Raw genomic sequence first — 25,820 nt, 5'->3', positions numbered from 1 at the left:
GATACGAAAACTTTGAAGATGTTTCATCTATCTATAAACATGTTTCAATTTGTAAATTTGAGGGAACTTTCACAAAGCACGCAAGGATTAAAAATACCGCACGGATAATCAATAAAAATTAAAATCCATTTAATATCAATATATTGCAAGGCGTTATTTTAGAGCACTGAATGACAAAACAAAATCGCTTGATCTCTCTAAAATAACTCTCGCTATCATCATTAACTTTATTTATTACCGTCATTCAGTTTTGAATGTCTGTCTATCCCTAATTGAACCGAATGCAATGCATTCGGTTTTTTTTTACTTTTCTTTACGCAAAATGACTTTTTTTATGCTACCGAACCGAAATTATAATGGCTATTAACTAAATCTCTCCACGGCACTCATTGCGTATGAAATTTTACTGAAAAACTTAATTTCTTGTTTATTCGTGCTATTCCCTTCCCTTAATTGCCGCTTATTTGTACCGTTAGCCCAGCGTTGTACACATTTAAAGCGCAGCGGCAGGCCCGTCATCCGCGTGGAAAAAGTCCTTCCCTCATCCATAACGACGCTGGAATTTCAGGTATTACCCTTTATACTGCCGTATCCCCCTTAACGCGCGGCCACAATGGGTTAAACATATCAATGAGTCAGACTGAAACTTCCGCTCCGGGCAAATTCTCTCTTTTACCGGGGAGCATTACCCGTTTCTTTCTTCTATTGATCGTTATCCTGCTCGTCACAATGGGGGTGATGATCCAGAGCGCAGTTAACGCCTGGCTTAAGGATAAGAGTTATCAAATCGTCGATATCACCCATGCGGTACACAAGCGCATCGACACGTGGCGTTATGCCACCTGGCAAATTTACGACAATATTGCCGCCGCGCCCGCCACGTCCTCAGGGGATGGCCTGCAGGAGACGCGCCTGAAGCAGGACGTCTATTACCTCGAAAAGCCTCAGCGCAAAACGGAAGCCCTGATTTTTGGCTCGCACGACAGCGCAACGCTTGAGATGACGCAGCGTATGTCCTCATATCTCGATACCCTCTGGGGCGCAGAGACGGTGCCGTGGTCGATGTACTATCTGAACGGCCAGGACAACAGCATGATCCTGATCTCCACCCTGCCGCTCAAAGACCTCTCGTCAGGCTTTAAGGAAACCACCGTCGGCAGCATCGTGGATTCCCGCCGGGCAGAAATGCTGCAGCAGGCGAACGCGCTGGACGAGCGCGAGAGTTTTTCTTCCCTGCGCCGTCTCGCCTGGCAAAACGGCCACTACTTCACGCTGCGCACGACCTTCAATCAGCCGGGGCATCTGGCGACGGTGGTGGCGTTCGATCTGCCGATTAACGACCTGATCCCGCCAGATATGCCGCTGGAAAGCTTCCGCCTGGACCCAGACAACAGCACGCAGAATATGCGCACGCCGCCTGATAAAGAGGGGGCGGAAAGCGTTTCGATTTCCTTTAACGGCTCGAAGATTGAAATTTCGTCCTCCCTTAACTCAACCGGCATGCGCCTGGTGTGGCAGGTCCCTTTTGGCACCCTGCTGCTTGATACGCTGCAAAACATTCTGCTGCCGCTACTGCTGAATATCGGCCTGCTGGCGCTGGCGCTTTTTGGCTACAGCACGTTTCGTTTCCAGACGGGTCGTCAAAACGAATCCTCAGCGGTCTCAACCGGCACCAGCAACGAGCTGCGCGTGCTGCGCGCGCTCAATGAAGAGATTATCTCCGCGCTGCCCCTGGGCGTTCTGGTCCACGATCAGGAAGCCAACCGCACGGTGATGAGTAATAAAATCGCCGATCACCTTCTACCTCACCTGAATCTGCAAAATATCACCACCATGGCGGATCAGCATCAGGGGGTAATTCAGGCGACGATCAATAATGAGCTGTACGAAATCCGTCAGTTCCGCAGCCAGGTTGCATCGCGCACGCAAATTTTCGTTATCCGCGATCAGGACCGCGAAGTGCTGGTGAATAAAAAGCTCAAGCAGGCGCAGCGGCTTTACGAGAAGAACCAGCAGGGCCGCGCCGCGTTTATGCAAAATATCGGCGATGCCTTCAAGCAGCCGCTTAAAACGCTCGCCGAACGCGCCGCAGCCCTCAGCACGCCGGAAGGTCGCCAGCTGGCGAATCAGGCTGATTCTCTGGTCCGTCTGGTGGACGAAATTCAGCTTGCTAACCAGCTTGAGAACGACGGCTGGAAGGGCACGCCTACCCTCTTCTCTATTCAGGACCTGATCGATGAAGTGGTGCCGGACGTGCTGCCGGTCATCCGGCGCAAAGGGCTTCAGCTGCTGATCAACAACCATTTATCCGCCGCAGATGAACGCCACGGCGATCGCGAAGCGCTGCGGAAGATCTTACTGATGCTGATCCAGTACGCGGTGATCACTACCCAGATTGGCAAGATCACCCTGGAAGTCAGTACCGATGAGTCTGCTGACGATCGCCTGACGTTCCGTATTCTGGATACCGGTGAGGGCGTGACCGTCAGCGAAATTGATAATCTGCACTTCCCGTTCCTGAACGACACCCAGAGCGACCGCTACGGAAAAGCTAACGCCCTCACCTTCTGGCTGTGCGATCAGCTGGCCCGCAAGCTTGGCGGCCATCTTAATATTAAGACCCGCGAGTCGCTCGGCACGCGCTACTCGCTGCACGTTAAAATGGCCGCTAACCCGCAGGAAGAGGACGAAGAGCGCCTGCTGGACGACGTGGTCGTGATGGTTGACGTTACTTCGAATGAGATCCGCCATATCGTGGTGCGTCAGTTAGAAAACTGGGGCGCGGCCTGCATCACCCCGGACGAAAGGCTCTCAAGTCAACAATTTGATCTATTTTTAACTGATAATCCGTCTAATCTTACTGCCTCGGGCTTGCTTTTAAGCGATGATGAGCCAGGCGTGCGGAAAATCGGCCCTGGCCAGATGCGCGTCAACTTTAATATGAGCAATGCGATGCAGGACGCTGTACTCCAACTGATAGAGGAGCAGCTGGCGCAGGAAGAGATTCTGGAGTCCCCGTTAGGCGGCGATGAAAATGCCGAGCTCCATGCCAGCGGATACTATTCACTCTTTGTTGATACAGTACCAGATGATGTTAAGCGGTTGTATACTGAGTCCGCCGCGAATGATTTTGCGGCGCTGGCACAGACAGCACACCGGCTGAAAGGAGTGTTTGCCATGCTTAATCTGGTTCCCGGCAAGCAGTTATGTGAAACGCTGGAACATCTAATTCGTGAGAAAGATGCCTCTGGCATTGAAAAATACATCAGCGACATTGACGCCTACGTCAAAAGCTTGCTGTAGCAAGGTAGCCTTATACATGAACAATATGAACGTAATTATTGCCGATGACCATCCGATTGTACTGTTCGGTATTCGCAAATCACTTGAACAGATCGAGTGGGTGAATGTAGTCGGTGAATTTGAAGACTCAACAGCACTTATCAATAACCTCCCAAAATTAGACGCACACGTGCTCATTACCGACCTCTCCATGCCCGGAGACAAGTACGGTGATGGGATTACGCTTATCAAATACATTAAGCGCCACTTCCCGGACATCTCGATTATTGTTCTGACCATGAACAATAACCCGGCGATTTTGAGCGCCGTACTGGATCTGGACATCGAAGGGATTGTCCTTAAACAGGGTGCGCCAACCGACCTGCCAAAAGCGCTGGCCGCGCTGCAGAAAGGTAAGAAGTTCACGCCGGAAAGCGTTTCCCGCCTGCTGGAGAAAATCAGCGCTGGCGGTTACGGTGATAAGCGCCTTTCGCCAAAAGAGAGTGAAGTTCTGCGTCTGTTCGCTGAAGGTTTCCTGGTAACGGAAATTGCCAAGAAGCTGAACCGCAGTATTAAGACCATCAGTAGCCAGAAGAAGTCAGCCATGATGAAGCTGGGCGTGGACAACGATATTGCGCTGCTGAACTATCTCTCCTCCGTGACGCTGAGCGCGACGGACAAGGACTGATCTTTCTCTGATGCATCCCCCCGCCTCTCCCAATGGGAGAGGATGAAAACATAAAAGGCCCTTTCGGGCCTTTTTTATATTCTCGTTTTCCTCACGCGGTCCGCGTAAACAGACAACGTCTGCTTCAGCACGTCCAGCGTTACCGGCTTCGACAGGCAGCTGTCCATGCCCGATTCAATACACCGCTGCTTTTCTTCCGCCAGCGCGTTGGCCGTTACCCCAACAACCGGAAGCGTCAGGCCCAGCTGCCGGATGCGCTGCGTCAGACGGTAGCCATCCATGTTTGGCATGTTGACGTCGCTCAGGACGATATCAATGTGGTTTTTGCTTAGGACGTTAAGCGCGTCCACGCCGTCATTCGCCGTCTTGCACTGGTAGCCCAACGAGCCAAGCTGATCCGCCAGCAGCCGGCGGTTAATCGGATGGTCATCCACCACCAGGATCATCATGTCATCGTTAACCGAAGCCAGAGATTCCGGAGAAGCTAGCGCCGCAGCGCCCTCACCTTCGTCGAGCGCCACGCTGTAAATGCGCGCCAGCAGCCCCAGCAGCTCGTGCGGATTGGCCACGCTGTGCACCCATTCCCCCGGTGAGCGCTCAACGGGAATACCAATATGGCGGCGGCAGAACTGCACCACGCCTCTTCCGGCCCACTTTTGCTCCGGCACCGCGTCGGTGATGAGCATATCGTCCGCATCCGGCGTCTGCCCTTCAAAGCGCGCGACGCGAACGCCGCTGTGGGTGAGCAGCGACGTCAGGAAATCATAGAGGGAGGCATTGTTCACCGCCAGCCAGCAGCGTTTATCGCTCAGTCCTTCAACCGTTGCTTTCGCCGGATATTGCGCCGAATACAGCGGAATGCGGATGGTGAACTGGCTGCCCATGCCCGGCTCGGTGTCCACGCAGATATCGCCGTCCATCATGCTGATGAGCTTTTCACAAATCGCCAGGCCCAGGCCGGTGCCCTGGAAGTTGCGCTGCACGCCGGTGCCGACCTGGAAGAACGGATCGAACAGGCGGACAACCTCCTTGGCCGGTATCCCCACGCCCGTATCCCGCACGCGAATGCTCAGGTAATCTCCCGCGCGGCAAACGTGCAGAACAATACACCCGGTGTCGGTAAATTTAATCGCGTTGCTGAGCAGGTTTGAAATGACCTGCTGCAGGCGCATCGGGTCACCGTGCAGCGTGAGCGGCACGTCCGGCTCGATGAAGCAGTAAAGCCCAAGCTGCTTGCGCACCACCAGCGGCAGGTAGTTGGCGCTGATGTGGTTCATCACTTCGCGCGGCGCAAATTCACGCGGCTCGATTTTTAGCTGTTCCGACTCAATCTTCGAGAAATCAAGGATATCGCTGATGATTTTCAGCAGCAGGCTGGACGAGTTATTCATCGCCGTAACCAGACGATCGACCCCTTTAGGCAGCTCTTTGGTTTGCAGCAGATCGAGGTTACCGATGATCCCGTACAGCGGGGTGCGCAGCTCGTGGCTGACGGTGGCCAGGAACATGGATTTCGACTGGCTGGCCTGCTCCGCCGCCTGGGCCATTTCCTGCAGCGACTCTTCCATCTTCACGCGCGCCGACACGTCCACCAGCACGCAAATCGCCACGTTCTCGTTGCGATAACGTGAATGGACGAAGCTAATTTGCAGGTTAGTGTGGGTGCTGGTCAGCACGTCAACGAAGTTAACCTGCTGCCCGCAGATAATCTGCGTCAGCCGCTGCCTGTCCTCATGCGTCAGCATATTCAGGTAGTTATGCGCCAGCTCGTTGCTGAGGATATTGGTGCCGTCCTGAGTGCGCAGGATGCAGATCCCGACCGGCGCGGAGGCGACGATTTTACGGTTAAACTGCTCGTGCTCCTCCAGCCGCTGGGCGTCGCTTTCGGCCGGAATAAAGATCCGGCGCTCGTACATGCGCGCCAGCATAAATAGCGCAATCCCCACCAGCACGTTGAGCACGATGGCGTTGAGGATGAGAATGCGGATACGTTCAAGCACCATGTCCACCGGCACGGAATAGACAATGCTGAGCGAAGACGGCGGTAGGCTTTTTTTCAGCGCCAGCTCGCGGAAGCCGGAGGTGTAGCCAAACCACGAGCGCTCCTGCATCCAGTGCGGATCGACCTTCAGACGGTTTTCCGGTCCGGCCAGTGAAATCAACGGATGGCCGTTTTCATCCAGCACGGTTACGCCCATCGGCAGGCTTCCCGGCGTGAAGAAATTCTCCATGCGGATAGTCTGCTCAACCCCCAGCAGCGCCTGCAGGCGGTTGCCCAGATAGACCGGCGTCAGCGCGTAGAAATAGCCCACGCCCATGCGTGGCCCCTGGCTTATCCAGAAAAGATTATTGCCGCGCTCGTCCTGCGGAGCATTGCGGTATTTCAGAATGCGCTCGTGCAGGCTTTTCAGCGCGTCGTCGCGCTCGACGGGCATATCGCGCAGGCCGAAATCGGCCATGCAGAGATTTTCGCTGCCGATCAGAAATACGCGGTTGAGATCGTAAGCCGCAGAAAAGTTGTCTCGCCAGTAGCGCATAAACCAGGCGAGCGACTCCAGCGAACCGCGCCAGGCGCTGCCCATGGCCGAGCAATCGGAGTCCGGGAACAGCGGCTCGAAGTCCGGCACGTCGGTTTTGTCGCTGCGCCCGCGCAGGGCAAGCACGCCGTTTTCCGCGCTCAGGCGGTTTTCGGCAATATACTTCAGCTCTTTCATAACGTCAGACGTGCGCTGAATGTAGCGCTGGGCCTGATCGGAGCTGAGATTAAACTCCTGGCGGATCTCCGATTCTTTCTGGTGCAGCGCGTTCACGATGTAAAACACCGAGAAAAGCGCAACCAGCAGCCAAAGCAGTAGCGCCAGCGCCCGAAACAGATAGCGAGAAACTTTTAGCGTGGTACGAAAGGAGACGAGGTATTTCAAAGGGGCGAGGCTCCGCCGTCGGGGTCAAAAGAATGTGGTTAAGGTAGCGGTAAACGCGGCTTGCCGCAACGTTCACTTGTCTGCTTCTGAAAATGAAAAGGGCCGGAAACCGGCCCTTTTGACGTCAGGAGACATTACTCGTCAGCGTCATCCGCAACGTCGTCGTCGGTGTCCGCTTCCGGCGCGATTTCATCATCGCCCTCCGCGACGCTGCCGTCGATAGAGTCGAGCTCTTCGTCATCGACCGGCTCGGCTACGCGCTGCAGGCCCACAACGTTCTCGTCTTCCGCTGTACGGATGAGGATCACGCCCTGGGTGTTACGGCCTACCACGCTGATCTCGGACACGCGGGTACGCACCAGCGTACCGGCATCGGTGATCATCATGATCTGGTCGGCATCGTCTACCTGCACCGCGCCAACAACGGAACCGTTGCGCTCGGTCACTTTGATAGAGATAACGCCCTGCGTGCCGCGCGACTTGGTCGGATATTCGCTTTCCGCCGTACGTTTACCGTAGCCGTTCTGCGTCACGGTCAGGATTGCACCTTCGCCGCGCGGAACGATCAGGGAAACCACGGAATCTTCACCCGCCAGCTTGATGCCGCGAACGCCGGTCGCCGTACGACCCATGGCGCGCACCGCGTTCTCTTTAAAGCGCACCACTTTACCGGCCGCAGAGAACAGCATCACTTCGTCGGAACCGGAGGTCAGATCCACGCCGATCAGCTCATCGCCTTCGTTCAGGTTGACGGCAATGATACCGGCAGAACGTGGACGGCTAAACTCGGTCAGCGCGGTTTTCTTCACGGTGCCGCTGGCGGTCGCCATAAAGACGTTTACGCCCTCTTCGTACTCGCGCACCGGCAGGATGGCAGTGATACGTTCGTTCGCTTCCAGCGGCAGCAGGTTAACGATCGGACGACCACGCGCGCCGCGGCTTGCTTCCGGCAGCTGATAGACCTTCATCCAGTACAGACGCCCGCGGCTTGAGAAGCAGAGGATCGTGTCGTGGGTGTTGGCCACCAGCAGGCGGTCAATAAAGTCTTCTTCTTTAATACGTGCGGCAGATTTGCCTTTACCGCCACGACGCTGTGCTTCGTAGTCGGTGAGCGGCTGATACTTCACATAGCCCTGGTGAGACAGGGTAACCACCACGTCTTCGCGGTTGATCAGATCTTCAATGTTGATATCAGAGCTGTTCGCGGTGATTTCGGTGCGACGCTCATCGCCGAACTGATCGCGGACCAGCTCCAGCTCTTCGCGGATCACTTCCATCAGGCGATCGGCGCTGCCCAGAATGTGCAGCAGTTCAGCAATCTGTTCCAGCAGCTCTTTGTACTCGTCGAGCAGTTTTTCGTGCTCGAGGCCGGTCAGCTTCTGCAGACGCAGATCCAGAATCGCCTGGGCCTGCTGTTCAGTCAGGTAGTACTGGCCGTCGCGCACGCCAAATTCAGGGTCCAGCCACTCAGGGCGCGCGGCGTCATCACCCGCACGTTCGAGCATTGCAGCAACGTTACCCAGCTCCCAAGGTCGGGCAACCAGACCGGCTTTTGCTTCTGCTGGCGTTGGCGCGCGGCGGATCAGCTCGATAATCGGGTCGATGTTCGCCAGCGCAACGGCCAGTGCTTCAAGGATGTGCGCACGATCGCGCGCTTTGCGCAGTTCGAAGATGGTACGACGGGTCACCACTTCACGGCGGTGACGCACGAACGCGCTCAGGATCTCTTTCAGGTTCATGATCTTCGGCTGGCCATGGTGCAGCGCAACCATGTTGATGCCGAAGGAGACCTGAAGCTGAGTCTGGGAGTACAGGTTGTTCAACACAACCTCGCCCACCGCGTCGCGTTTGATTTCAATCACGATGCGCATGCCGTCTTTATCAGACTCGTCGCGCAGCGCGCTGATGCCTTCAACGCGTTTTTCTTTTACCAGCTCGGCGATTTTTTCAATCAGACGCGCCTTGTTCACCTGATACGGGATCTCGTGAACAATGATGGTTTCGCGGCCGGTTTTGGCGTCCGCTTCCACTTCCGCGCGGGCGCGAATGTAAATCTTGCCGCGGCCGGTGCGATACGCTTCTTCAATACCGCGACGACCGTTAATGATCGCCGCCGTTGGGAAGTCCGGGCCCGGGATGTGTTCCATCAGCCCTTCAATGCTGATCTCTTCATCGTCGATATAGGCCAGGCAGCCGTTAATCACTTCGGTGATGTTGTGTGGCGGAATATTGGTTGCCATCCCGACCGCGATACCGGACGAACCGTTAACCAGCAGGTTCGGGATCTTGGTTGGCATAACGTCAGGGATGCGTTCGGTGCCGTCGTAGTTATCGACGAAATCAACGGTCTCTTTTTCCAGGTCGGCCATCAGCTCGTGGGCGATTTTCGACATACGGATTTCCGTATAACGCATCGCCGCCGCGGAGTCACCGTCAACAGAACCAAAGTTACCCTGACCATCTACCAGCATGTAACGCAAGGAGAATGGCTGCGCCATACGCACGATGGTGTCGTACACGGCGGTATCACCATGCGGGTGATATTTACCGATAACGTCACCCACAACGCGGGCAGATTTTTTATAGGCTTTATTCCAGTCATTGCCCAATACGTTCATGGCGTATAGTACGCGACGGTGTACCGGCTTAAGGCCATCGCGGACGTCCGGCAGCGCACGGCCAACAATGACCGACATCGCATAGTCCAGATAGGAGCTCTTCAGCTCTTCCTCGATGTTAACCGGTGTAATTTCTCTCGCAAGGTCGCTCATCTAACCGCTATCCCTCTACTGTATCCCGGATTCAAAGGTCGCAAATTATAACACAGCCGCGATGAGAGAGGTAAACCAATACCGTTTATTCATGCCAGTCTGCTGATATACTCCGAAGTCTTGCTAAATAAGGAGTAAAAGCGCCCATGAATGCCGAGAAATCCCCGGTGGCTCATAACGTTGACCACGAAGAGATTGCCAAATTTGAAGCGGTCGCCTCACGCTGGTGGGATCTTGAAGGTGAGTTTAAGCCTCTGCACCGTATTAACCCGCTGCGTCTGGGCTACATCGCCGAGCGTTCCGGCGGCCTGTTCGGCAAAAAGGTGCTCGACGTCGGCTGCGGCGGCGGCATCCTCGCCGAGAGCATGGCGCGTGAAGGGGCAACCGTCACGGGCCTGGACATGGGCTTTGAGCCGCTGCAGGTTGCGCGCCTGCACGCGCTGGAGTCCGGTATCCAGGTCGAATACGTGCAGGAAACCGTTGAAGAGCACGCCGCGAAGCACGCGCATCAGTACGACGTGGTGACCTGCATGGAGATGCTTGAGCACGTGCCCGACCCGCAGTCGGTGGTGAACGCCTGTGCAAAACTCGTCAAACCGGGCGGCCAGGTCTTCTTCTCGACCATCAACCGCAACGGCAAAGCCTGGCTCATGGCGGTAGTCGGGGCGGAATACGTGCTGCGCATGGTGCCGAAAGGCACGCACGACGTGAAGAAATTCATTAAGCCGGCCGAGCTGCTGGGCTGGGTTGACCAGACGTGGCTCAAGGAGCAACACATCACCGGCCTGCATTACAATCCGTTAACAGACAAATTCAAGCTCGCACCGGGCGTAGATGTTAACTACATGTTGCATACAACCGCCAAAAAAGACTAACGTCATCCGTTATTCTTATAAAGATTGCGCGACATCACGTTGCGCAATTTTCCCCACCCGTTGAAGAAATCAGCACTCGATCAAATTTTGAATTTTTTTTCTAGATTATTGACATCTCTTCCAGGCCTTACAGCATGAGGACTTAGGCTTTTTTACCCATTCACAACCTCAATTTAACGTCAAAATCAACCCTTGTGCTGAAATGATTCGATACTAGAATACTCACCATATAGCGTTCTTCTTATCGCAAACCCCCTATATGTAGTATTTATCCACAGAGTTAGTCACAAGACCGATCTGTGGATAAACGGGGGATATTTTTTTATTTCACGGACAGGTAAAACCCACATGAATCAGAGTCTGCTGGTGACAAAGCGCGACGGTACTACCGAGCGTATCAATCTGGACAAAATCCATCGAGTTCTCGACTGGGCAGCAGAAGGCCTGAACAACGTTTCGATTTCCCAGGTTGAGCTGCGCTCCCACATCCAGTTCTACGACGGCATTAAAACGTCTGATATTCATGAGACCATCATCAAGGCTGCGGCAGACCTGATCTCCCGCGACGCGCCGGACTATCAGTACCTCGCCGCGCGCCTGGCCATTTTCCACCTGCGTAAAAAAGCCTACGGCCAGTTTGAACCGCCGAAGCTGTACGATCACGTGGTGAAAATGGTTGAGCTGGGCAAATATGACACGCATCTGCTGGAAGACTATACGGAAGAAGAGTTCGAGCAGATGAACGGGTTTATCGATCACTGGCGCGACATGAACTTCTCCTACGCGGCGGTGAAGCAGCTCGAAGGCAAATACCTTGTTCAGAACCGCGTAACCGGTGAGATCTACGAAAGCGCCCAGTTCCTTTATATTCTGGTAGCGGCCTGCCTGTTCTCCAACTACCCGCGCGATACCCGTCTGGACTACGTGAAGCGTTTCTACGATGCGGTGTCGACGTTCAAAATTTCTCTGCCTACGCCAATCATGTCCGGCGTGCGCACCCCGACCCGCCAGTTCAGCTCCTGCGTGCTGATCGAGTGCGGCGACAGCCTGGATTCCATCAACGCCACCTCCAGCGCGATTGTGAAATACGTCTCCCAGCGTGCCGGTATCGGCATCAACGCGGGCCGCATCCGCGCCCTGGGCAGCCCAATTCGCGGCGGTGAAGCGTTCCACACCGGCTGTATTCCGTTCTACAAACACTTCCAGACGGCGGTGAAATCCTGCTCTCAGGGCGGCGTGCGCGGCGGCGCTGCGACCCTGTTCTACCCAATGTGGCACCTGGAAGTGGAAAGCCTGCTGGTGCTGAAAAACAACCGCGGCGTGGAAGGCAACCGCGTGCGTCACATGGACTACGGCGTACAGATCAACAAGCTGATGTACACCCGCCTGCTGAAAGGTGAAGACATCACTCTGTTCAGCCCGTCCGACGTCCCGGGCCTGTACGACGCGTTCTTCGCCGATCAGGACGAGTTCGAGCGTCTGTACACTAAATACGAAAAAGACGACAGCATCCGCAAGCAGCGCGTGAAGGCGGTCGATCTGTTCTCCCTGATGATGCAGGAACGCGCCTCTACCGGCCGTATCTACATCCAGAACGTTGACCACTGCAACACCCACAGCCCGTTTGATCCGGTGGTTGCGCCAGTGCGCCAGTCCAACCTGTGCCTGGAAATCGCCCTGCCGACCAAACCGCTGGAAGACGTGAACGACGAAAACGGCGAAATCGCCCTGTGTACGCTCTCCGCGTTCAACCTGGGTGCGATCAAGAGCCTGGACGAGCTGGAAGAGCTGGCCGTGCTGGCGGTTCGCGCGCTCGATGCCCTGCTGGACTACCAGGATTACCCAATCCCGGCGGCAAAACGCGGCGCGATGGGTCGTCGTACCCTGGGTATTGGCGTAATCAACTTCGCCTACTGGCTGGCGAAGAACGGCAAACGCTACTCCGACGGCAGCGCCAACAACCTGACGCACCAGACGTTTGAAGCCATTCAGTACTACCTGATGAAGGCCTCCAACGAGCTGGCGAAAGAGCAAGGCGCGTGCCCGTGGTTCAATGAAACCACCTACGCGAAAGGCATTCTGCCGATCGACACCTACAAGAAAGACCTGGACGGGATCGTCAGCGAGCCGCTGCACCTCGACTGGGAAGGCCTGCGCGAATCGATTAAAACCCACGGCCTGCGTAACTCCACGCTGTCTGCCCTGATGCCGTCTGAGACCTCTTCGCAGATCTCTAACGCCACCAACGGCATCGAGCCGCCGCGCGGCCACGTGAGCATCAAGGCCTCGAAAGACGGCGTTCTGCGTCAGGTGGTGCCGGACTACGAAACGCTGGGGAACAACTACGAGCTGCTGTGGGAAATGCCAAACAACGACGGCTATCTCCAGCTGGTGGGTATCATGCAGAAGTTTATCGACCAGTCGATCTCTGCCAATACCAACTACGACCCAACGCGCTTCCCGTCCGGCAAGGTACCGATGCAGCAGCTGTTGAAAGACCTGCTCACCGCCTATAAATTTGGCGTGAAAACCCTGTACTATCACAACACCCGTGACGGTGCAGAAGACGCGCAGGACGACATGGTGCCGTCAATTCAGGACGACGGCTGCGAAAGCGGCGCATGTAAGATCTAATAATACGCCCCTCACCCCGGCCCTCTCCCCACAGGGGCGAGGGTGAAAAAATGGCTCCGAACGGTTCCCTCTCCCCTCAGGGGGAGAGGGTTAGGGTGACAGGACGACGGCTGCGAAAGCGGCGCATGTAAGATCTAATAAATCCCCTCACCCCGGCCCTCTCTCCACAGGGGCGAGGGTGAAAAAATGGCTCCGAACGGTTCCCTCTCCCCTTAGGGGAGAGGGTTAGGGTGAGGGGGAAAATAACACCACAGGACACACTCATGGCATATACCACCTTTTCACAGACGAAAAACGACCAGCTCAAAGAGCCGATGTTCTTCGGCCAGCCGGTCAACGTGGCACGCTACGATCAGCAAAAATATGACATCTTCGAAAAGCTGATTGAAAAGCAACTCTCCTTCTTCTGGCGCCCGGAAGAAGTGGACGTCTCCCGCGACCGCATTGACTACCAGTCGCTGCCGGATCACGAGAAGCACATCTTCATCAGCAACCTGAAGTACCAGACGCTGCTGGACTCCATTCAGGGCCGCAGCCCAAACGTGGCGCTGCTGCCGCTGATCTCCATTCCAGAGCTGGAAACCTGGGTCGAAACCTGGGCATTCTCCGAGACGATCCACTCCCGCTCTTACACCCACATCATCCGCAACATCGTGAACGATCCGGCTGTGGTGTTTGACGATATCGTCACCAACGAGCAGATCCAGAAGCGCGCGGAAGGCATCGCGCACTACTACGATGAGCTGATCGAGATGACCAGCTACTGGCACCTGCTGGGCGAAGGCACCCATAACGTGAACGGTAAGACCATTACCGTGAACCTGCGCGCGCTGAAAAAGCAGCTGTACCTCTGCCTGATGAGCGTCAACGCGCTGGAAGCAATCCGCTTTTACGTCAGCTTCGCCTGCTCCTTCGCCTTTGCCGAGCGCAAGCTGATGGAAGGCAACGCCAAAATCATCCGCCTGATTGCCCGTGACGAAGCCCTGCACCTGACCGGCACTCAGCACATGCTGAACCTGCTGCGCAGCGGCGTGGATGACCCGGAAATGGCGGAGATCGCCAAAGAGTGCGAGAAAGAGTGCTACGACCTGTTCGTGCTGGCCGCCCAGCAGGAGAAAGAGTGGGCAGACTACCTGTTCCGCGACGGCTCCATGATCGGCCTGAACAAAGACATTCTCTGCCAGTACGTTGAGTACATCACCAACATCCGTATGCAGGCTGTCGGTCTCGACCTGCCGTTCCAGACGCGCTCTAACCCGATCCCGTGGATCAACACCTGGCTGGTGTCTGATAACGTGCAGGTTGCCCCGCAGGAAGTTGAAGTCAGCTCTTACCTGGTCGGCCAGATTGATTCTGAAGTCAACACCGACGACCTGAGCGACTTCCAGCTCTGATGTCACGCGTCACGTTAAGTCTTTCCGGCACTGAGGTGCTGTGTCGGGAGGAGCACCCTTCTCTGCTGGTGGCGCTTGAGGCGCACCAGGTAGAAGTTGAATACCAGTGTCGTTCGGGCTATTGCGGCTCCTGCCGCTGCCGTCTGGTCGCGGGCCAGGTAGACTGGCTGACCGAACCGCTGGCCTTTATCAACGAAGGGGAAATTTTGCCCTGCTGCTGCCGGGCAAAAGGGGATATTGAGATCGAGATGTGATTGCCCTGGTTCCCTCTCCCTGTGGGAGAGGGTTAGGGTGAGGGCATCAGGCCGCAGAGCCTGATTGTCGGGTGGCGGCTTCGCCTTACCCGACCTACCAAACCTACTTCCGGTGAATGAATTCGACCGCCTTATCCGGGAAATCCGTAAACAGCCCGTCCACGTCCGCCTGGTGATACAGCACGTCGTAAAGCTGATTGACGTCCGTCGCGTAGTCCGGCAGCTGGTCGGCGCGCACCGTATACGGGTGCACCTGCATCTTGCTGGCATGCGCCTCTTTCACCATCGCCGTCAGCTTCACGTGGCCCGGCGCTGAGCCTTCCGCCACCAGCATGTGGTAATCCGGCCCGATGCCGTCGGCGTACTGCGCAATCTGCTTCATCGCGCCCGGCTTAAACATCCAGTCGTAGCTGTAGTTCACCCACGTGCCGTCGGGCTGCTTCTCCTGGGTTTCGTTCCAGTCGGTGTAGGCAATCAGCTGCACCAGGTTGAGGCTCATCCCCCGCTTCGGCTCCAGCTCGTTTTTGATGCGCTTAAGCTCGGCGGCGTCGAAGCACTGCAGGTACACCTTGTCCTTTTTGCTGGTGTAGCCGTACTGCTTCAGCACGTCCAGCGTCTTCGCGGCGATGTCCTTCCCTTCCTGATGGTGGAACCACGGCGCTTTGATTTCCGGGTAGATGCCGATGTTTTTACCGGTGGAGTGGTTCAGCCCCTGAACAAACTCAATCTCTTCCTGGAAGGTGTGAATACGGAAGTCGGACTTGCCCATCGGGAAGCGCCCCGGATAGACCTGCACCTTCCTGCCGTTCTCAATCTCGAAGCCTTCGGTAAACTTCAGCGAGCGGATTTCGTCGAGCGTAAAGTCGATGGCGTAATAGCGGCCGTCCTTACGAGCGCGGTCCGGGAAGCGCTCGGCCACGTCCGTTACGCGGTCAAGATAGTGGTCGTGCAGGACAACCAAATGGTCGTCCTTGGTCATCACCAGATCCTGCTCCAGATAATCCGCGCCCTGCGCATAGGCCATCGCTTTTGCGGGAAGCGTGTGCTCCGGCAGATAGCCGCTCGCGCCGCGGTGGGCAATCACGATTTTCTCCGCCGCCAGCGCGGAGCCGGTCATCAGCCCCGCCAGCAGCAGGCCGGTCGCCATGTGGGTTAATTTCATTTTCATGCTCCTTATTGACGACGCGCCAGCACTTCAGCGTGATGGCGTTTTTCACCAATCATGACAACGATCAGCAGCAGTACCGCCAGCACGCTGCCGCCGATCATCACCATAAAGCCGCCGTCCCAGCCGAAGAAGTCAACGGTATAGCCGACAATGGCGCTCGCTGCGACCGAACCGCCCAGGTAGCCGAACAGGCCGGTAAAGCCCGCCGCCGTCCCTGCCGCTTTTTTCGGCGCCAGCTCCAGCGCGTGCAGGCCGATCAGCATCACCGGGCCATAAATCAGGAAGCCGATCACGATCATACAGGCCATATCCACACCCGGATTACCCGGCGGGTTAAGCCAGTAAACAACGGTCGCGATGGTGACCAGGGTCATAAAGAACACGCCCGTCGCGCCGCGGTTGCCTTTGAACACCTTGTCCGACATCCAGCCGCACAGCAGCGTGCCCGGGATCCCGGCATATTCATAGAGGAAATAGGCCCAGGAGGATTTATCCAGCGCGAAGTGCTTCACCTCTTTCAGGTAGGTCGGGGACCAGTCGAGGATGCCGTAGCGCAGCAGGTAAACGAAGACGTTCGCCACCGCGATGTACCACAGCAGCCTGTTCGGCAGAACGTACTTCATGAAGATCTGTTTTGCCGTCAGCTCTTCTTCGTGCTCCTTGCCGTAATCATCCGGATAGTCGTTTTTATACTCTTCAATCGGCGGCAGGCCGCAGGACTGCGGCGTATCGCGCATCAGCGCGAAGGCAATAATCGCCACCAGGATCGCGCCAAACGCAGGCATATACAGCGCGGCTTTCCAGTCGTTGAACCAGGCCATCCCAAGCAGGAACAGCAGAGGTGGAATACCGCCGCCCACGTTATGCGCGCAGTTCCATACCGACACAATGCCGCCGCGCTCCTTCTGCGACCACCAGTGCACCATGGTGCGCCCGCACGGCGGCCACCCCATCCCCTGGAACCAGCCGCAGAGGAACAGCAGCACGAACATCACCGCGATGCTGGAGGTGGCCCACGGTACGAAGCCCATAAACAGCATCACCGCCGCAGCCAGAATCAGGCCGGCGGGCAGGAACACGCGCGGATTCGAGCGATCCGACACCGAGCCCATGATGAATTTAGAAAAACCATAGGCGATCGAGATCCCCGACAGCGCAAAGCCTAAATCGCCGCGCGAGAAGCCCTGCTCCACCAGATACGGCATGGCAAGCGCAAAGTTTTTGCGCACCAGATAGTACGCCGCGTAGCCGAAGAAAATCCCCAGGAAGATTTGCCAGCGCAGGCGGCGGTATAGCGGATCGATGTCTGCCTCTGGCAGACGCGCCCGATGCGGCGCAGGTTTAAAAATACTCAGCATGACAGCCTCCGTGGCCAGGTGTTGAATTTTTCAGGGGTTCTTGTGCCCCAAACTCCAGAGAGGCGGCGATGTTAAGAAATCATGCGAATTGTTACTGTGAATCAACGCACAGATTGTTACAGAAATATGACAATATGCGCAAAATAGCGCATGAAATCACGTTTCATTTTCGAATTGCGCTCGATTATGTTCGAAATCAAACAAACCACACTATCAATGTGTCTAAATGGTAAAAAAACGAACATGAGGGAAGACAATGACAATTCACGATCCTCGCTACAGCGATGTGATTATCATTGGCGGTGGAGCAACCGGTGCCGGGATCGCCCGCGACTGCGCGCTCAGGGGCCTTAGCGTGACCCTGCTGGAGCGCCACGACATAGCGACGGGCGCCACCGGCCGCAACCACGGCCTGCTGCACAGCGGCGCGCGCTACGCGGTCACGGACGGCGAATCCGCGCGCGAGTGCATAGCTGAAAATCAGATCCTGAAGCGTATTGCCCGCCACTGCATTGAGCCAACCGGCGGCCTGTTCATCACCCTTCCCGACGACGATCTGGCGTTTCAGCAGACCTTTATCAGCGCCTGCCGCACGGCAGGCATCAACGCAGAGGCCATTGACCCGGCCCTCGCCCGCCAAATCGAGCCTTCCGTTAACCCGGCGCTGATCGGCGCGGTGAAAGTCCCCGACGGCACCGTCGATCCGTTTCGCCTTACCGCCGCCAACATGCTGGACGCCCGCGAGCACGGCGCGCGCATCCTGACCGGGCATGAGGTCACCGGGCTTATCCGCGAGGGAAACATCGTTCGCGGCGTTCGGGTATTCGACGCGCGCTATCAGGAGCACGGCGAACTGTATGCCAGCGTCGTCGTCAACGCGGCGGGGATCTGGGGGCAGCGCATCGCGGAGTATGCCGACGTCTCTTTGCGCATGTTCCCGGCAAAAGGGTCGCTGCTTATTCTCGATCACCGCATCAACAACCACGTCATCAACCGCTGCCGTAAGCCGTCGGACGCGGACATTCTGGTTCCGGGCGATACCATTTCGCTTATCGGCACCACCTCCACGCACGTTGACTACAGCGAGATCGACTACAACCGCGTCACCGCCGAAGAGGTCGATATTCTGCTGCGCGAGGGCGAAAAGCTCGCGCCCGCGATGGCGCAAACGCGCATTCTGCGCGCCTACGCGGGCGTGCGTCCGCTGGTGGCGAGCGATGACGATCCGAGCGGGCGCAGCGTCAGCCGCGGCATCGTGCTGCTCGACCACGCGGAGCGCGACGGCATGGACGGCTTTATCACCATTACCGGCGGCAAGCTGATGACCTACCGCCTGATGGCGCAGTGGGCAACCGATGCCGTCTGCCGCAAGCTCGGCAACAGCGAACCCTGCGTCACGGCCAAACAGCCGCTGCCCGGCTCTCGCCAGTCCACCGAAAAAACGCTGCAAAAAATTATCTCGCTCCCCGCCCCGCTGCGCGGCTCCGCGGTTTATCGCCACGGGGACAGAACGCCGACGTGGCTGGGCGACGGGCGGCTGAGCCGCAGCCTGGTGTGCGAATGCGAGGCCGTCACCGCGGGGGAAGTGCAGTACGCCGTTGAAAACCTGACGGTCAATACCCTGCTCGACCTGCGCCGCCGCACGCGCGTGGGAATGGGCACCTGTCAGGGCGAGCTGTGCGCCTGCCGCGCCGCCGGGCTGCTGCAGCGCTTTAACGTCACCACCTCAACCCAGTCCCTCGAGCAGCTCAGCGATTTTTTAAACGAACGCTGGAAAGGAATTCAGCCGATCGCCTGGGGCGACGCGCTGCGCGAAAGCGAGTTCACCCGCTGGGTCTACCAGGGGCTGTGCGGCCTGGAGAAGGAGACACACCGTGAAATTTGATTCCGTGATTATCGGCGGCGGCCTGGCCGGGCTGCTGTGCGGGCTTAAGCTCACCGAGCGGGGGCTCCGCTGCGCCATCGTCAGCCGGGGCCAGAGCGCCCTGCACTTCTCGTCCGGCTCGCTGGATCTGCTGGACGGGCGGGACGTCAACGCGCTGCCGCCAGAACATCCCTACCGCCTCATCGGCAGCGAAAATATGGCCAGGCTGGCCCACGAAACCGAAACCCTGCTGGCGCGCTGCGGCGCGCGGATGCAGGGCAGCGCGGAGCACAATCACCGCCGCGTGACGCCGCTTGGCACCCTGCGATCCGCGTGGCTCAGCCCGGAAGAGGTCCCCGTCGCGCCGCTCAACGCCGAGCGCGTGCTGGTCGTGGGCATCAGCGGCTTTCTGGATTTTCAGGCGCATCTGGCCGCGGCGTCCCTTAGCCAGCAGGGAATTTGCGCCGAAACGGCAGAGATCGATCTGCCAGAGCTCGACGTGCTGCGCGATAACCCGAGCGAATTTCGGGCGGTGAATATCGCCCGGCTGCTGGATAAGCAGGAGAACTGGCCGCGGCTGCTGGCGGCGCTTAGCCCGCTCGCCGAACGCTGCGACGCGCTCTTCATACCCGCCTGCTTCGGCCTGACGGACAATCAGCTCTGGCGCTGGCTGTCGGATCGTCTGCCCTGCTCGCTGGGCCTGCTGCCCACGCTGCCGCCATCCGTACCGGGCATTCGCCTGCATACCCAGCTTCAGCGGCAGTTTATTGCCCAGGGCGGCGTGTGGATGGCGGGAGACGAGGTGAAAAAAATGACGATGACCGACAATAACGTGAGCGAAATCTGGACGCGCAACCATGAGGATATCCCGCTTCGCGCGCGCTATGCGGTGCTGGCAAGCGGCAGCTTCTTCAGCAACGGGCTGATAAGCAGCCGCGAGGGCGTTCGCGAGGCCATTCTTGGTCTGGACGTTCGCCAGAGCGCGTCCCGCGCCGACTGGTATCAAAGTGACTTTTTCGCGCCTCAGCCCTGGCAGCAGTTCGGGGTCATTGTCGATGAACAGCTGCGCCCGCAGCGTGATGGCACGCCGCCTGGCAATCTCTACGCCATTGGCTCCCTGCTGGGCGGATACGATCCTATCGCGCAGGGCTGCGGCGGCGGCGTCTGCGCGCTCACGGCGCTCTACGTCGCGGAACAAATTAGCCAGCGCGCGGAGGCGGAACAATGAACGAGACCCGTTTTGAAAACTGCATCAAGTGCACGGTTTGCACCACGGTGTGCCCTGTCAGCGGCGTAAACCCGCGCTATCCCGGCCCTAAACAGGCCGGGCCGGACGGCGAGCGTCTGCGCCTGAAGGACGGCGCGCTGTACGACGAGGCGCTTAAATACTGCATCAACTGCAAGCGCTGCGAGGTGGCCTGCCCGTCCGACGTCAACATCGGCGATATCATTCAGCGCGCCCGCGCGCGCTACGGCAAACAGAAGCCGACGCTGCGCGACGCCATTCTCAGCCATACCGACCTGATGGGCAGCGTCTCGACGCCCTTCGCGCCGCTCGTGAATGCCGCCACCTCGCTGAAGCCGGTGCGCAGGCTGCTGGACGCGGCGCTTAAAATCGACCACCACCGGAGCCTGCCGAAGTACTCTCACGGCACGTTTCGCCGCTGGTACAAAACCGTGGCGGCAGAGCAGTCGCGCTTCGCCGACCAGGTCGCCTTCTTCCACGGCTGCTACGTGAACTACAACCATCCGCAGCTGGGGAAAGATCTGCTGAAGGTCCTGAACGCCATGGGCACCGGCGTGCAGCTGCTTAGCAAAGAGAAGTGCTGCGGCGTGCCGCTCATTGCCAACGGCTTCACGGAAAAGGCGCGCAGGCAGGCGAAAAGCAACGTTACGTCGCTGCGCGAGGCGATTGTCGACAGGGGCATTCCGGTGCTGGCAACGTCGTCCACCTGCACCTTTACCCTGCGCGATGAGTATCCGCACCTGCTGGACGTGGATAACACCGGGCTGCGGGAACATATCGAGCTGGCGACGCGCTTTTTGTGGCGCAGGCTGGACGCCGGCCAGACGCTGCCGCTGAAGGCACTGCCGCTAAAAGTGGTGTATCACACGCCGTGCCATATGGAGAAAATGGGCTGGTCGCTGTACACGCTGGAGCTGCTGCGGCTGATTCCGGGGCTGGAGCTGACGGTGCTGGATTCACGCTGCTGCGGGATTGCAGGCACCTACGGCTTTAAGCGAGAAAACTACGAAACGTCGCAGGCCATCGGCGCTCCGCTGTTTCAGCAGATTGAAGAGAGCGGCGCGGATCTGGTGGTGACGGACTGCGAAACCTGCAAGTGGCAGATTGAGATGTCCACCAGCAAGCGCTGCGAACACCCCATCACCCTGCTGGCGAAAGCGCTGACGTAAGCATTGCCGGGGGAAGTGCCCCGGCAAACGCCTCATTCAACGAACAGCGACTCCACGACGTTAATCCAGCCGTGCTCGCTGGCCACCTCTTTTCCGCCGAGCCAGCGGCGCAGCATGTTGAGCGCCATCATCGCGCACACCTCCTGGCGCACCGCCAGGCCGTGGCGCGTAATGCTCATTTTGACCCGCAGCGCGTGGGTGCCCTCCGGCGTTGCCAGCGCAAGGTTAAGATGCTCGTCGTCCAGCCCGCCCACGAACAGCGCCAGCCCGGCAAAATGCTTCACCCTGCGCTCGGACGCCCAGCGCGCGGTCTGCGCCAGCGTCTCCTGCTGGAACGGCACCACTTCGCTGGCCAGCAGCGGCGCAGCGGCGCGGGAAAGCTGGAGCGCCAGCAGCCCGCCGGTGAACTGTTCGCTGAGCGTCACGCTGAGCTGGCGAGCCTGAAGCGCCTGGGAAATCTGCGCGGGCAGCCCCTCCGTGCCTTCGAAGATCAGGCTCTCTCCGGCAACGCGCTGCACTTCCGGCCACAGCGCCAGCATCGCGGCCTTCTCGGTCGCAGGCCCCGTCAGCTTGAGTTCGATAATCGGCATCGAGGAGCGATAGCCCATTGAAACGCCGGGCGGGAGCTTCAGGTGGTCGAGGCTCTGGGCCAGATCGCTTTCCGAGCGGCCAAAGGTGGTCAGGCGCAGGCACAGCGGCGGTTCCGGCAGGGTAAACCGCGCGCGCAGGCGCGGGAGAATTTGCTGCTCGACCATCACCTTAAATTCAGACGGCACGCCCGGCGTGAAGAACATCAGGCAGCGGTTAAGCTGAACGGCAAACCCGCAGGCGGTGCCGACGGGGTTATCCACCAGCTCGGCGCTGGCGGGAATTTCCGCCTGCTTGCGGTTGCTGGGGGCCATCACGCGGCCGCGCTCTGTGAAGAAGCGCTCCATCTGCGCCAGCCACTCCTCATGGAGTACCAGCCCTTCGCCTTTCGCCGTTGCGGCGGCCAGCGCGCTGAGGTCGTCGCTGGTCGGGCCCAGCCCGCCGTTCACAATCAGCACGTCAGCGTGTTCGCTGCGCTCGCGCAGAATGTTCACCAGCGATTCAAGATTGTCGCCGACCGTGTTGCGGCGCGTTAGCGGTAATCCCTGCTCAAAGAATACGTCGGCAAGCCAGGCGGCATTGGTATCAATAATTTGACCGTGCAGCACTTCGTCGCCCGTGGATAGCATTTCCACATTTATCATTGTGTTCTCCCACTTCTATGGTCAAAACACTATAGCGCAATCGGGGAAAGGGAGAAGCGATAAACTGGCGCGGCAGGCCGCCGCGCCGAAGCGATTAGAAACCGGCGCTCACGCCTACGTAAGGGCCGTCGGCCAGCGCGTTGTCGCGGTTGCCGTCTTTACCCGCCAGGTTCAGATAGCGATAGCCCGCTTCGATAGTGATCGGGCGCATGATGGTCCAGCGCGCGCCGGCGTTGGCTTCTTCATAGCTGTCGATACCGCTTGAGAGCGAATCCGGTGAGTAGTAGTACTCGCCGAACAGGCCGAAGCTGTCGCCGATTTTCCACTGCAGGCCGCCGCCCACTGCCGCCGCGTAGCCTTCGTCACCGTTGTTCGGGTTGGTGTAGATGCCTTTTCCGCCCACGGTCGCCAGGAATGGCCCCAGCGGAACGTTCAGGCCCAGGCCGAGGCTTGCCGCGTCGCCGTCGTCATCGTTATGCGTCCAGCCGCCGGTCATCGCCAGGCCGGAGGTTTCCGTCCCCAGGCCAAAGCCCAGGTGGGTATATTCTTTCCCCGCCGAGCCGTTAAAGGAAATTGCGTTTGCCGCCGTCGACGCAAACATCAGGCCTAAGCCCGCTAATGCCACTTTTTTCATTGTCGTGATCCCGCACAATTTAAAGAGAAATGTCCCAAAACCGCGAGATTTTAACCTGAGCCGCTAAGGGATCAAGCTCTCCGTGTGCGCCTGACGATTTGATTGTAACGATTCGATTCTGTCGGCCTTATTCCATCCTCAGAAAGCGCAGCTTCACGCACAGGCCACCCAGCGTGTCGCTACGCGAAAGGTGAAGATGGCTACGGTGAAGCCGGGCGATGTCGCTCGCCAGCGCCAGGCCAATGCCCGAGCCGGGCGCGTCGCCGACGTTATCCAGCCGGTGGAACGGCAGCATGGCCTGGTGCATCAGCGCCTCATCAATGCCGGGGCCGCTGTCCTCCACGCGAAGCTCGACGGCATCGCCTTCACGGCGCAGGAAAACCGTTACCACGCCGTTCTCTGGCGTATATTTAATGGCGTTCTCCAGCAGGGTAGCGCAAAGCTCGCCCAGCAGTACGTCATCGCCCTCTATCATCACCGGCTGCTGAACCCCGTCATAGCCCAGGTCAATGCCCTTGCTACGCGCCTGCGCCAGACGGGAAAAGCAGCCGTTCTGCACCACCTGAACCAGGTCAACGGCCGCAAACTGTTTCTCGCCCTGCTCCTTGCGCTTCACCGCGGCAAGCTGCAGCAGGCGCTCGGTTAACAGAATGGTATTATCCAGCGTGACGTTCATCGCCCGCAGGCTCTCCTGCCAAAGCGCGGGGTCGTCGCGCGTCAGGGCGACGGAGACCTGCGTTTTCAGCACCGCCAGAGGGGTTTTCAGCTGGTGAGACGCATCCGCGCTAAAGCGCTCCTGGCGGGATAACACCCCGCGAAGCCTGTCGATGTAGCGGTTAAAGGCCACGATCAGCAGCCGCGTTTCAGACCACGGCAGCAGCTCCGGCAGCGGCGCCAGCAGCCCCGGCTCGCGGCGGACCATCAATGACGAGAGCTGGCGCATCGGGCGCAGCACGCGCCGCAGCAGCCAGGCGGTGAGGATGAGCGTCAGCAGCACCAGCATCCCCTGAGAGACCCACGAAGAGAAGAGCAGCTGGCTGGCGAGGTAGCGCCGTGATTGCAGGGTTTCCGCGACGTAGATTTCCGCCATCCCGACAATATTTCCCTCGTTGACCGGCTGGAGCAGCCGGGCCACCCGAATGGCCTGCCCCCGATACTCGGTATGGTAAAACCACGCCAGCGCCGGATAGAGCGTGGTGCGCGAGGTAGAGGGCGGCATTTTCGGCAGATCGTCAAAGCCTGAAATCACCCGCCCTTCCGGGTCCACCACCTTGTAGTACAGCCGATCGTTCATGTTTAGCTCAAAGCTGTCGAGCACCACCCAGGGCACGTTCACCTCCAGCCTGCCGTTGTGAACCACCAGCCGCTCCGACACCGTTCGCGCCGACGAAAGCAGCGTGCGGTCGTAGGCCTGCGTTGCCGCCTGCAGCGCGCTGACGTAGCTGTTAAACGTCGATAATCCCCAGAGCAGGAGCAGCGGCAGCCCCAGAAAGAGGAGCAGCTGCATATAGAGCGACTGCGGCTTAGCCCACCTCATCGCCGCACTCCAGCACGTAGCCCAGGCCGCGCAGCGTGGTAATGCGCACCCCGCTGGCGCTCAGCTTTTTGCGCAGGCGGTGAATATAGAGATCGATGCTCTCCGGGCTGACGTCATCGTTGAGGCTAAACACCTGGTCGAACAATTGCTGTCGGGAGACGGGGCGGGTCCGGCGGTGCATCAGCACCTTAAGCAGCGACAGCTCGCGCGGCGTCAGGGAGAGCGGCTCGTCGCGCAGCAGGAAAAAGCCTTCATCATCGTATTCCAGCTCCCCCAGACGCTGACGCTCCTGGGTCCGCCCTTCGCTTCGACGCAGCAGCGCGCGCAGGCGGGCGTCCAGCTCCTCCAGCTCAAACGGCTTGGGCAGATAGTCATCCGCTCCGGCATTGAGCCCTTTGACCCTGTCCGCCACGTTGCTGCGTGCGGTGAGAAACAGCACGGGCAGCGTTTGCCCCCGCTTTCGCAGGCGCTGCACCACTTCCAGCCCGTCAAAGCCGGGCATGCCGATATCCAGAATCGCGACCGCGTAGTCCTCACCCTGCAGCAGGTGATCGGCCGCCCGCCCGTCGCCCACGCAGTCCACGGCAAAGCCGCCCTGCACCAGCGCTTTCTCCAGCCAGTGCGCCAGCTCACGATTATCTTCCGCCAGTAAGAGACGCATATCACATCCTGTAAAGTTGGTGTCGTATTGAAAGGGAAATGAAAGGTTATTGTTTTAACAATCACGCAACGGAACCGCTACACGGTGGTTCACATAATCAGAAAAAAGACACCCGTACCCGTACTCCCGGTT

17 protein-coding genes are annotated in these 25,820 nt (G+C 58.3%); 9 read left to right on the top strand and 8 right to left on the bottom strand.

Annotation, left to right across the window (positions count from 1 at the left end):
• Positions 1-630: 630 nt before the first annotated feature.
• The gene (rcsD, locus tag DBY73_RS06660; protein WP_112010391.1) at positions 631-3,303 is read left to right on the top strand and encodes a phosphotransferase RcsD; all 2,673 of its coding nucleotides are present in this window, start codon (positions 631-633) and stop codon (positions 3,301-3,303) included.
• Between the two features lie 16 nt (positions 3,304-3,319).
• Positions 3,320-3,970: a response regulator transcription factor RcsB gene (gene rcsB / locus DBY73_RS06655; protein ID WP_003859405.1), complete on the top strand. Its 651-nt coding sequence runs from the start codon at positions 3,320-3,322 to the stop codon at positions 3,968-3,970.
• Positions 3,971-4,044: 74 nt separating this feature from the next.
• On the opposite strand, the gene rcsC is transcribed toward rcsB, so the two are convergent.
• On the bottom strand, positions 4,045-6,891 hold the full coding sequence (rcsC, locus tag DBY73_RS06650; protein WP_112010390.1) for a two-component system sensor histidine kinase RcsC: 2,847 nt from the start codon (positions 6,889-6,891) through the stop codon (positions 4,045-4,047).
• A 134-nt stretch (positions 6,892-7,025) separates the two neighbouring features.
• Positions 7,026-9,662, bottom strand: coding sequence for a DNA topoisomerase (ATP-hydrolyzing) subunit A (gene gyrA / locus DBY73_RS06645; protein WP_112010389.1), 2,637 nt, complete (start codon positions 9,660-9,662; stop codon positions 7,026-7,028).
• Positions 9,663-9,808: 146 nt separating this feature from the next.
• Between gyrA and ubiG the strand changes: the two genes are divergently transcribed.
• From ubiG to yfaE, 4 genes are all read left to right on the top strand, one after another.
• On the top strand, positions 9,809-10,537 hold the full coding sequence (gene ubiG / locus DBY73_RS06640) for a bifunctional 2-polyprenyl-6-hydroxyphenol methylase/3-demethylubiquinol 3-O-methyltransferase UbiG (protein ID WP_100168266.1): 729 nt from the start codon (positions 9,809-9,811) through the stop codon (positions 10,535-10,537).
• 348 nt (positions 10,538-10,885) lie between these two features.
• Positions 10,886-13,171, top strand: a complete 2,286-nt coding sequence (nrdA, locus tag DBY73_RS06635; RefSeq protein WP_112010388.1) for a class 1a ribonucleoside-diphosphate reductase subunit alpha — start codon at positions 10,886-10,888, stop codon at positions 13,169-13,171.
• Positions 13,172-13,434: 263 nt separating this feature from the next.
• Positions 13,435-14,565 carry a class Ia ribonucleoside-diphosphate reductase subunit beta gene (gene nrdB, locus DBY73_RS06630; protein WP_112010387.1) on the top strand — a complete coding sequence of 377 codons (1,131 nt, stop codon included), beginning with the start codon at positions 13,435-13,437 and terminating at the stop codon, positions 14,563-14,565.
• Complete coding sequence (gene yfaE, locus DBY73_RS06625; RefSeq protein WP_008500234.1) at positions 14,565-14,819, top strand: class I ribonucleotide reductase maintenance protein YfaE; 255 nt, start codon at positions 14,565-14,567, stop codon at positions 14,817-14,819. Before nrdB ends, yfaE begins: the two co-directional genes overlap by 1 nt.
• 103 nt (positions 14,820-14,922) lie before the next feature.
• Here the strand turns inward: yfaE and glpQ are convergent, their stop codons facing one another.
• Both glpQ and glpT read right to left on the bottom strand, forming a co-directional pair.
• Entirely contained in the window at positions 14,923-15,981 is a 1,059-nt protein-coding gene (glpQ, locus tag DBY73_RS06620; protein ID WP_112010386.1) for a glycerophosphodiester phosphodiesterase, read from the bottom strand.
• Positions 15,982-15,992: 11 nt separating this feature from the next.
• Complete coding sequence (glpT, locus tag DBY73_RS06615; protein WP_112010385.1) at positions 15,993-17,345, bottom strand: glycerol-3-phosphate transporter; 1,353 nt, start codon at positions 17,343-17,345, stop codon at positions 15,993-15,995.
• A 256-nt stretch (positions 17,346-17,601) separates the two neighbouring features.
• Here glpT and glpA point away from each other — a divergent pair, with 256 nt between their 5' ends.
• From glpA to glpC, 3 genes are read left to right on the top strand one after another with little or no spacing between them, the layout of a single operon-like run.
• Positions 17,602-19,230, top strand: coding sequence for an anaerobic glycerol-3-phosphate dehydrogenase subunit A (gene glpA, locus DBY73_RS06610; RefSeq protein WP_112010384.1), 1,629 nt, complete (start codon positions 17,602-17,604; stop codon positions 19,228-19,230).
• A complete protein-coding gene (gene glpB, locus DBY73_RS06605; RefSeq protein ID WP_112010383.1) occupies positions 19,220-20,437 on the top strand; it encodes a glycerol-3-phosphate dehydrogenase subunit GlpB in 1,218 nt (405 codons plus the stop codon). The genes glpA and glpB overlap by 11 nt, the downstream gene beginning before the upstream one ends.
• Positions 20,434-21,624: an anaerobic glycerol-3-phosphate dehydrogenase subunit GlpC gene (glpC, locus tag DBY73_RS06600; RefSeq protein ID WP_112010382.1), complete on the top strand. Its 1,191-nt coding sequence runs from the start codon at positions 20,434-20,436 to the stop codon at positions 21,622-21,624. Before glpB ends, glpC begins: the two co-directional genes overlap by 4 nt.
• A gap of 32 nt (positions 21,625-21,656) precedes the next feature.
• Here glpC and DBY73_RS06595 read toward each other — a convergent pair whose 3' ends face one another.
• From DBY73_RS06595 to tctD, 4 genes are all read right to left on the bottom strand, one after another.
• Complete coding sequence (locus tag DBY73_RS06595; RefSeq protein ID WP_112010381.1) at positions 21,657-22,856, bottom strand: nicotinamide mononucleotide deamidase-related protein YfaY; 1,200 nt, start codon at positions 22,854-22,856, stop codon at positions 21,657-21,659.
• Positions 22,857-22,950: 94 nt separating this feature from the next.
• Positions 22,951-23,490, bottom strand: coding sequence for a YfaZ family outer membrane protein (locus DBY73_RS06590; protein WP_112010380.1), 540 nt, complete (start codon positions 23,488-23,490; stop codon positions 22,951-22,953).
• A 127-nt stretch (positions 23,491-23,617) separates the two neighbouring features.
• Positions 23,618-25,027 carry a sensor histidine kinase gene (locus DBY73_RS06585; protein ID WP_112010379.1) on the bottom strand — a complete coding sequence of 470 codons (1,410 nt, stop codon included), beginning with the start codon at positions 25,025-25,027 and terminating at the stop codon, positions 23,618-23,620.
• On the bottom strand, positions 25,014-25,688 hold the full coding sequence (gene tctD / locus DBY73_RS06580; RefSeq protein ID WP_112010378.1) for a transcriptional regulator TctD: 675 nt from the start codon (positions 25,686-25,688) through the stop codon (positions 25,014-25,016). The genes DBY73_RS06585 and tctD overlap by 14 nt, the downstream gene beginning before the upstream one ends.
• Positions 25,689-25,820: the final 132 nt, after the last annotated feature.

It is taken from the genome of Enterobacter sp. RIT418, assembly GCF_003057745.1.
Taxonomy (GTDB): domain Bacteria; phylum Pseudomonadota; class Gammaproteobacteria; order Enterobacterales; family Enterobacteriaceae; genus Enterobacter.
The sequence above is the reverse complement of the archived record's forward strand: the minus strand, read 5'-3'. Positions and strand labels throughout refer to the sequence as shown.

Excerpts from the sequence above, each read along its gene's own strand:
- rcsD (WP_112010391.1), top strand. The coding sequence starts at position 631 with ATGAGTCAGACTGAAACTTCCGCTCCGGGCAAATTCTCTCTTTTACCG.
- rcsB (WP_003859405.1), top strand. The coding sequence starts at position 3,320 with ATGAACAATATGAACGTAATTATTGCCGATGACCATCCGATTGTACTG.
- gyrA (WP_112010389.1), bottom strand. The coding sequence starts at position 9,662 with ATGAGCGACCTTGCGAGAGAAATTACACCGGTTAACATCGAGGAAGAG.
- ubiG (WP_100168266.1), top strand. The coding sequence starts at position 9,809 with ATGAATGCCGAGAAATCCCCGGTGGCTCATAACGTTGACCACGAAGAG.
- nrdA (WP_112010388.1), top strand. The coding sequence starts at position 10,886 with ATGAATCAGAGTCTGCTGGTGACAAAGCGCGACGGTACTACCGAGCGT.
- nrdB (WP_112010387.1), top strand. The coding sequence starts at position 13,435 with ATGGCATATACCACCTTTTCACAGACGAAAAACGACCAGCTCAAAGAG.
- yfaE (WP_008500234.1), top strand. The coding sequence starts at position 14,565 with ATGTCACGCGTCACGTTAAGTCTTTCCGGCACTGAGGTGCTGTGTCGG.
- glpQ (WP_112010386.1), bottom strand. The coding sequence starts at position 15,981 with ATGAAATTAACCCACATGGCGACCGGCCTGCTGCTGGCGGGGCTGATG.
- glpT (WP_112010385.1), bottom strand. The coding sequence starts at position 17,345 with ATGCTGAGTATTTTTAAACCTGCGCCGCATCGGGCGCGTCTGCCAGAG.
- glpA (WP_112010384.1), top strand. The coding sequence starts at position 17,602 with ATGACAATTCACGATCCTCGCTACAGCGATGTGATTATCATTGGCGGT.
- glpC (WP_112010382.1), top strand. The coding sequence starts at position 20,434 with ATGAACGAGACCCGTTTTGAAAACTGCATCAAGTGCACGGTTTGCACC.
- DBY73_RS06595 (WP_112010381.1), bottom strand. The coding sequence starts at position 22,856 with ATGATAAATGTGGAAATGCTATCCACGGGCGACGAAGTGCTGCACGGT.
- DBY73_RS06590 (WP_112010380.1), bottom strand. The coding sequence starts at position 23,490 with ATGAAAAAAGTGGCATTAGCGGGCTTAGGCCTGATGTTTGCGTCGACG.
- DBY73_RS06585 (WP_112010379.1), bottom strand. The coding sequence starts at position 25,027 with ATGAGGTGGGCTAAGCCGCAGTCGCTCTATATGCAGCTGCTCCTCTTT.
- tctD (WP_112010378.1), bottom strand. The coding sequence starts at position 25,688 with ATGCGTCTCTTACTGGCGGAAGATAATCGTGAGCTGGCGCACTGGCTG.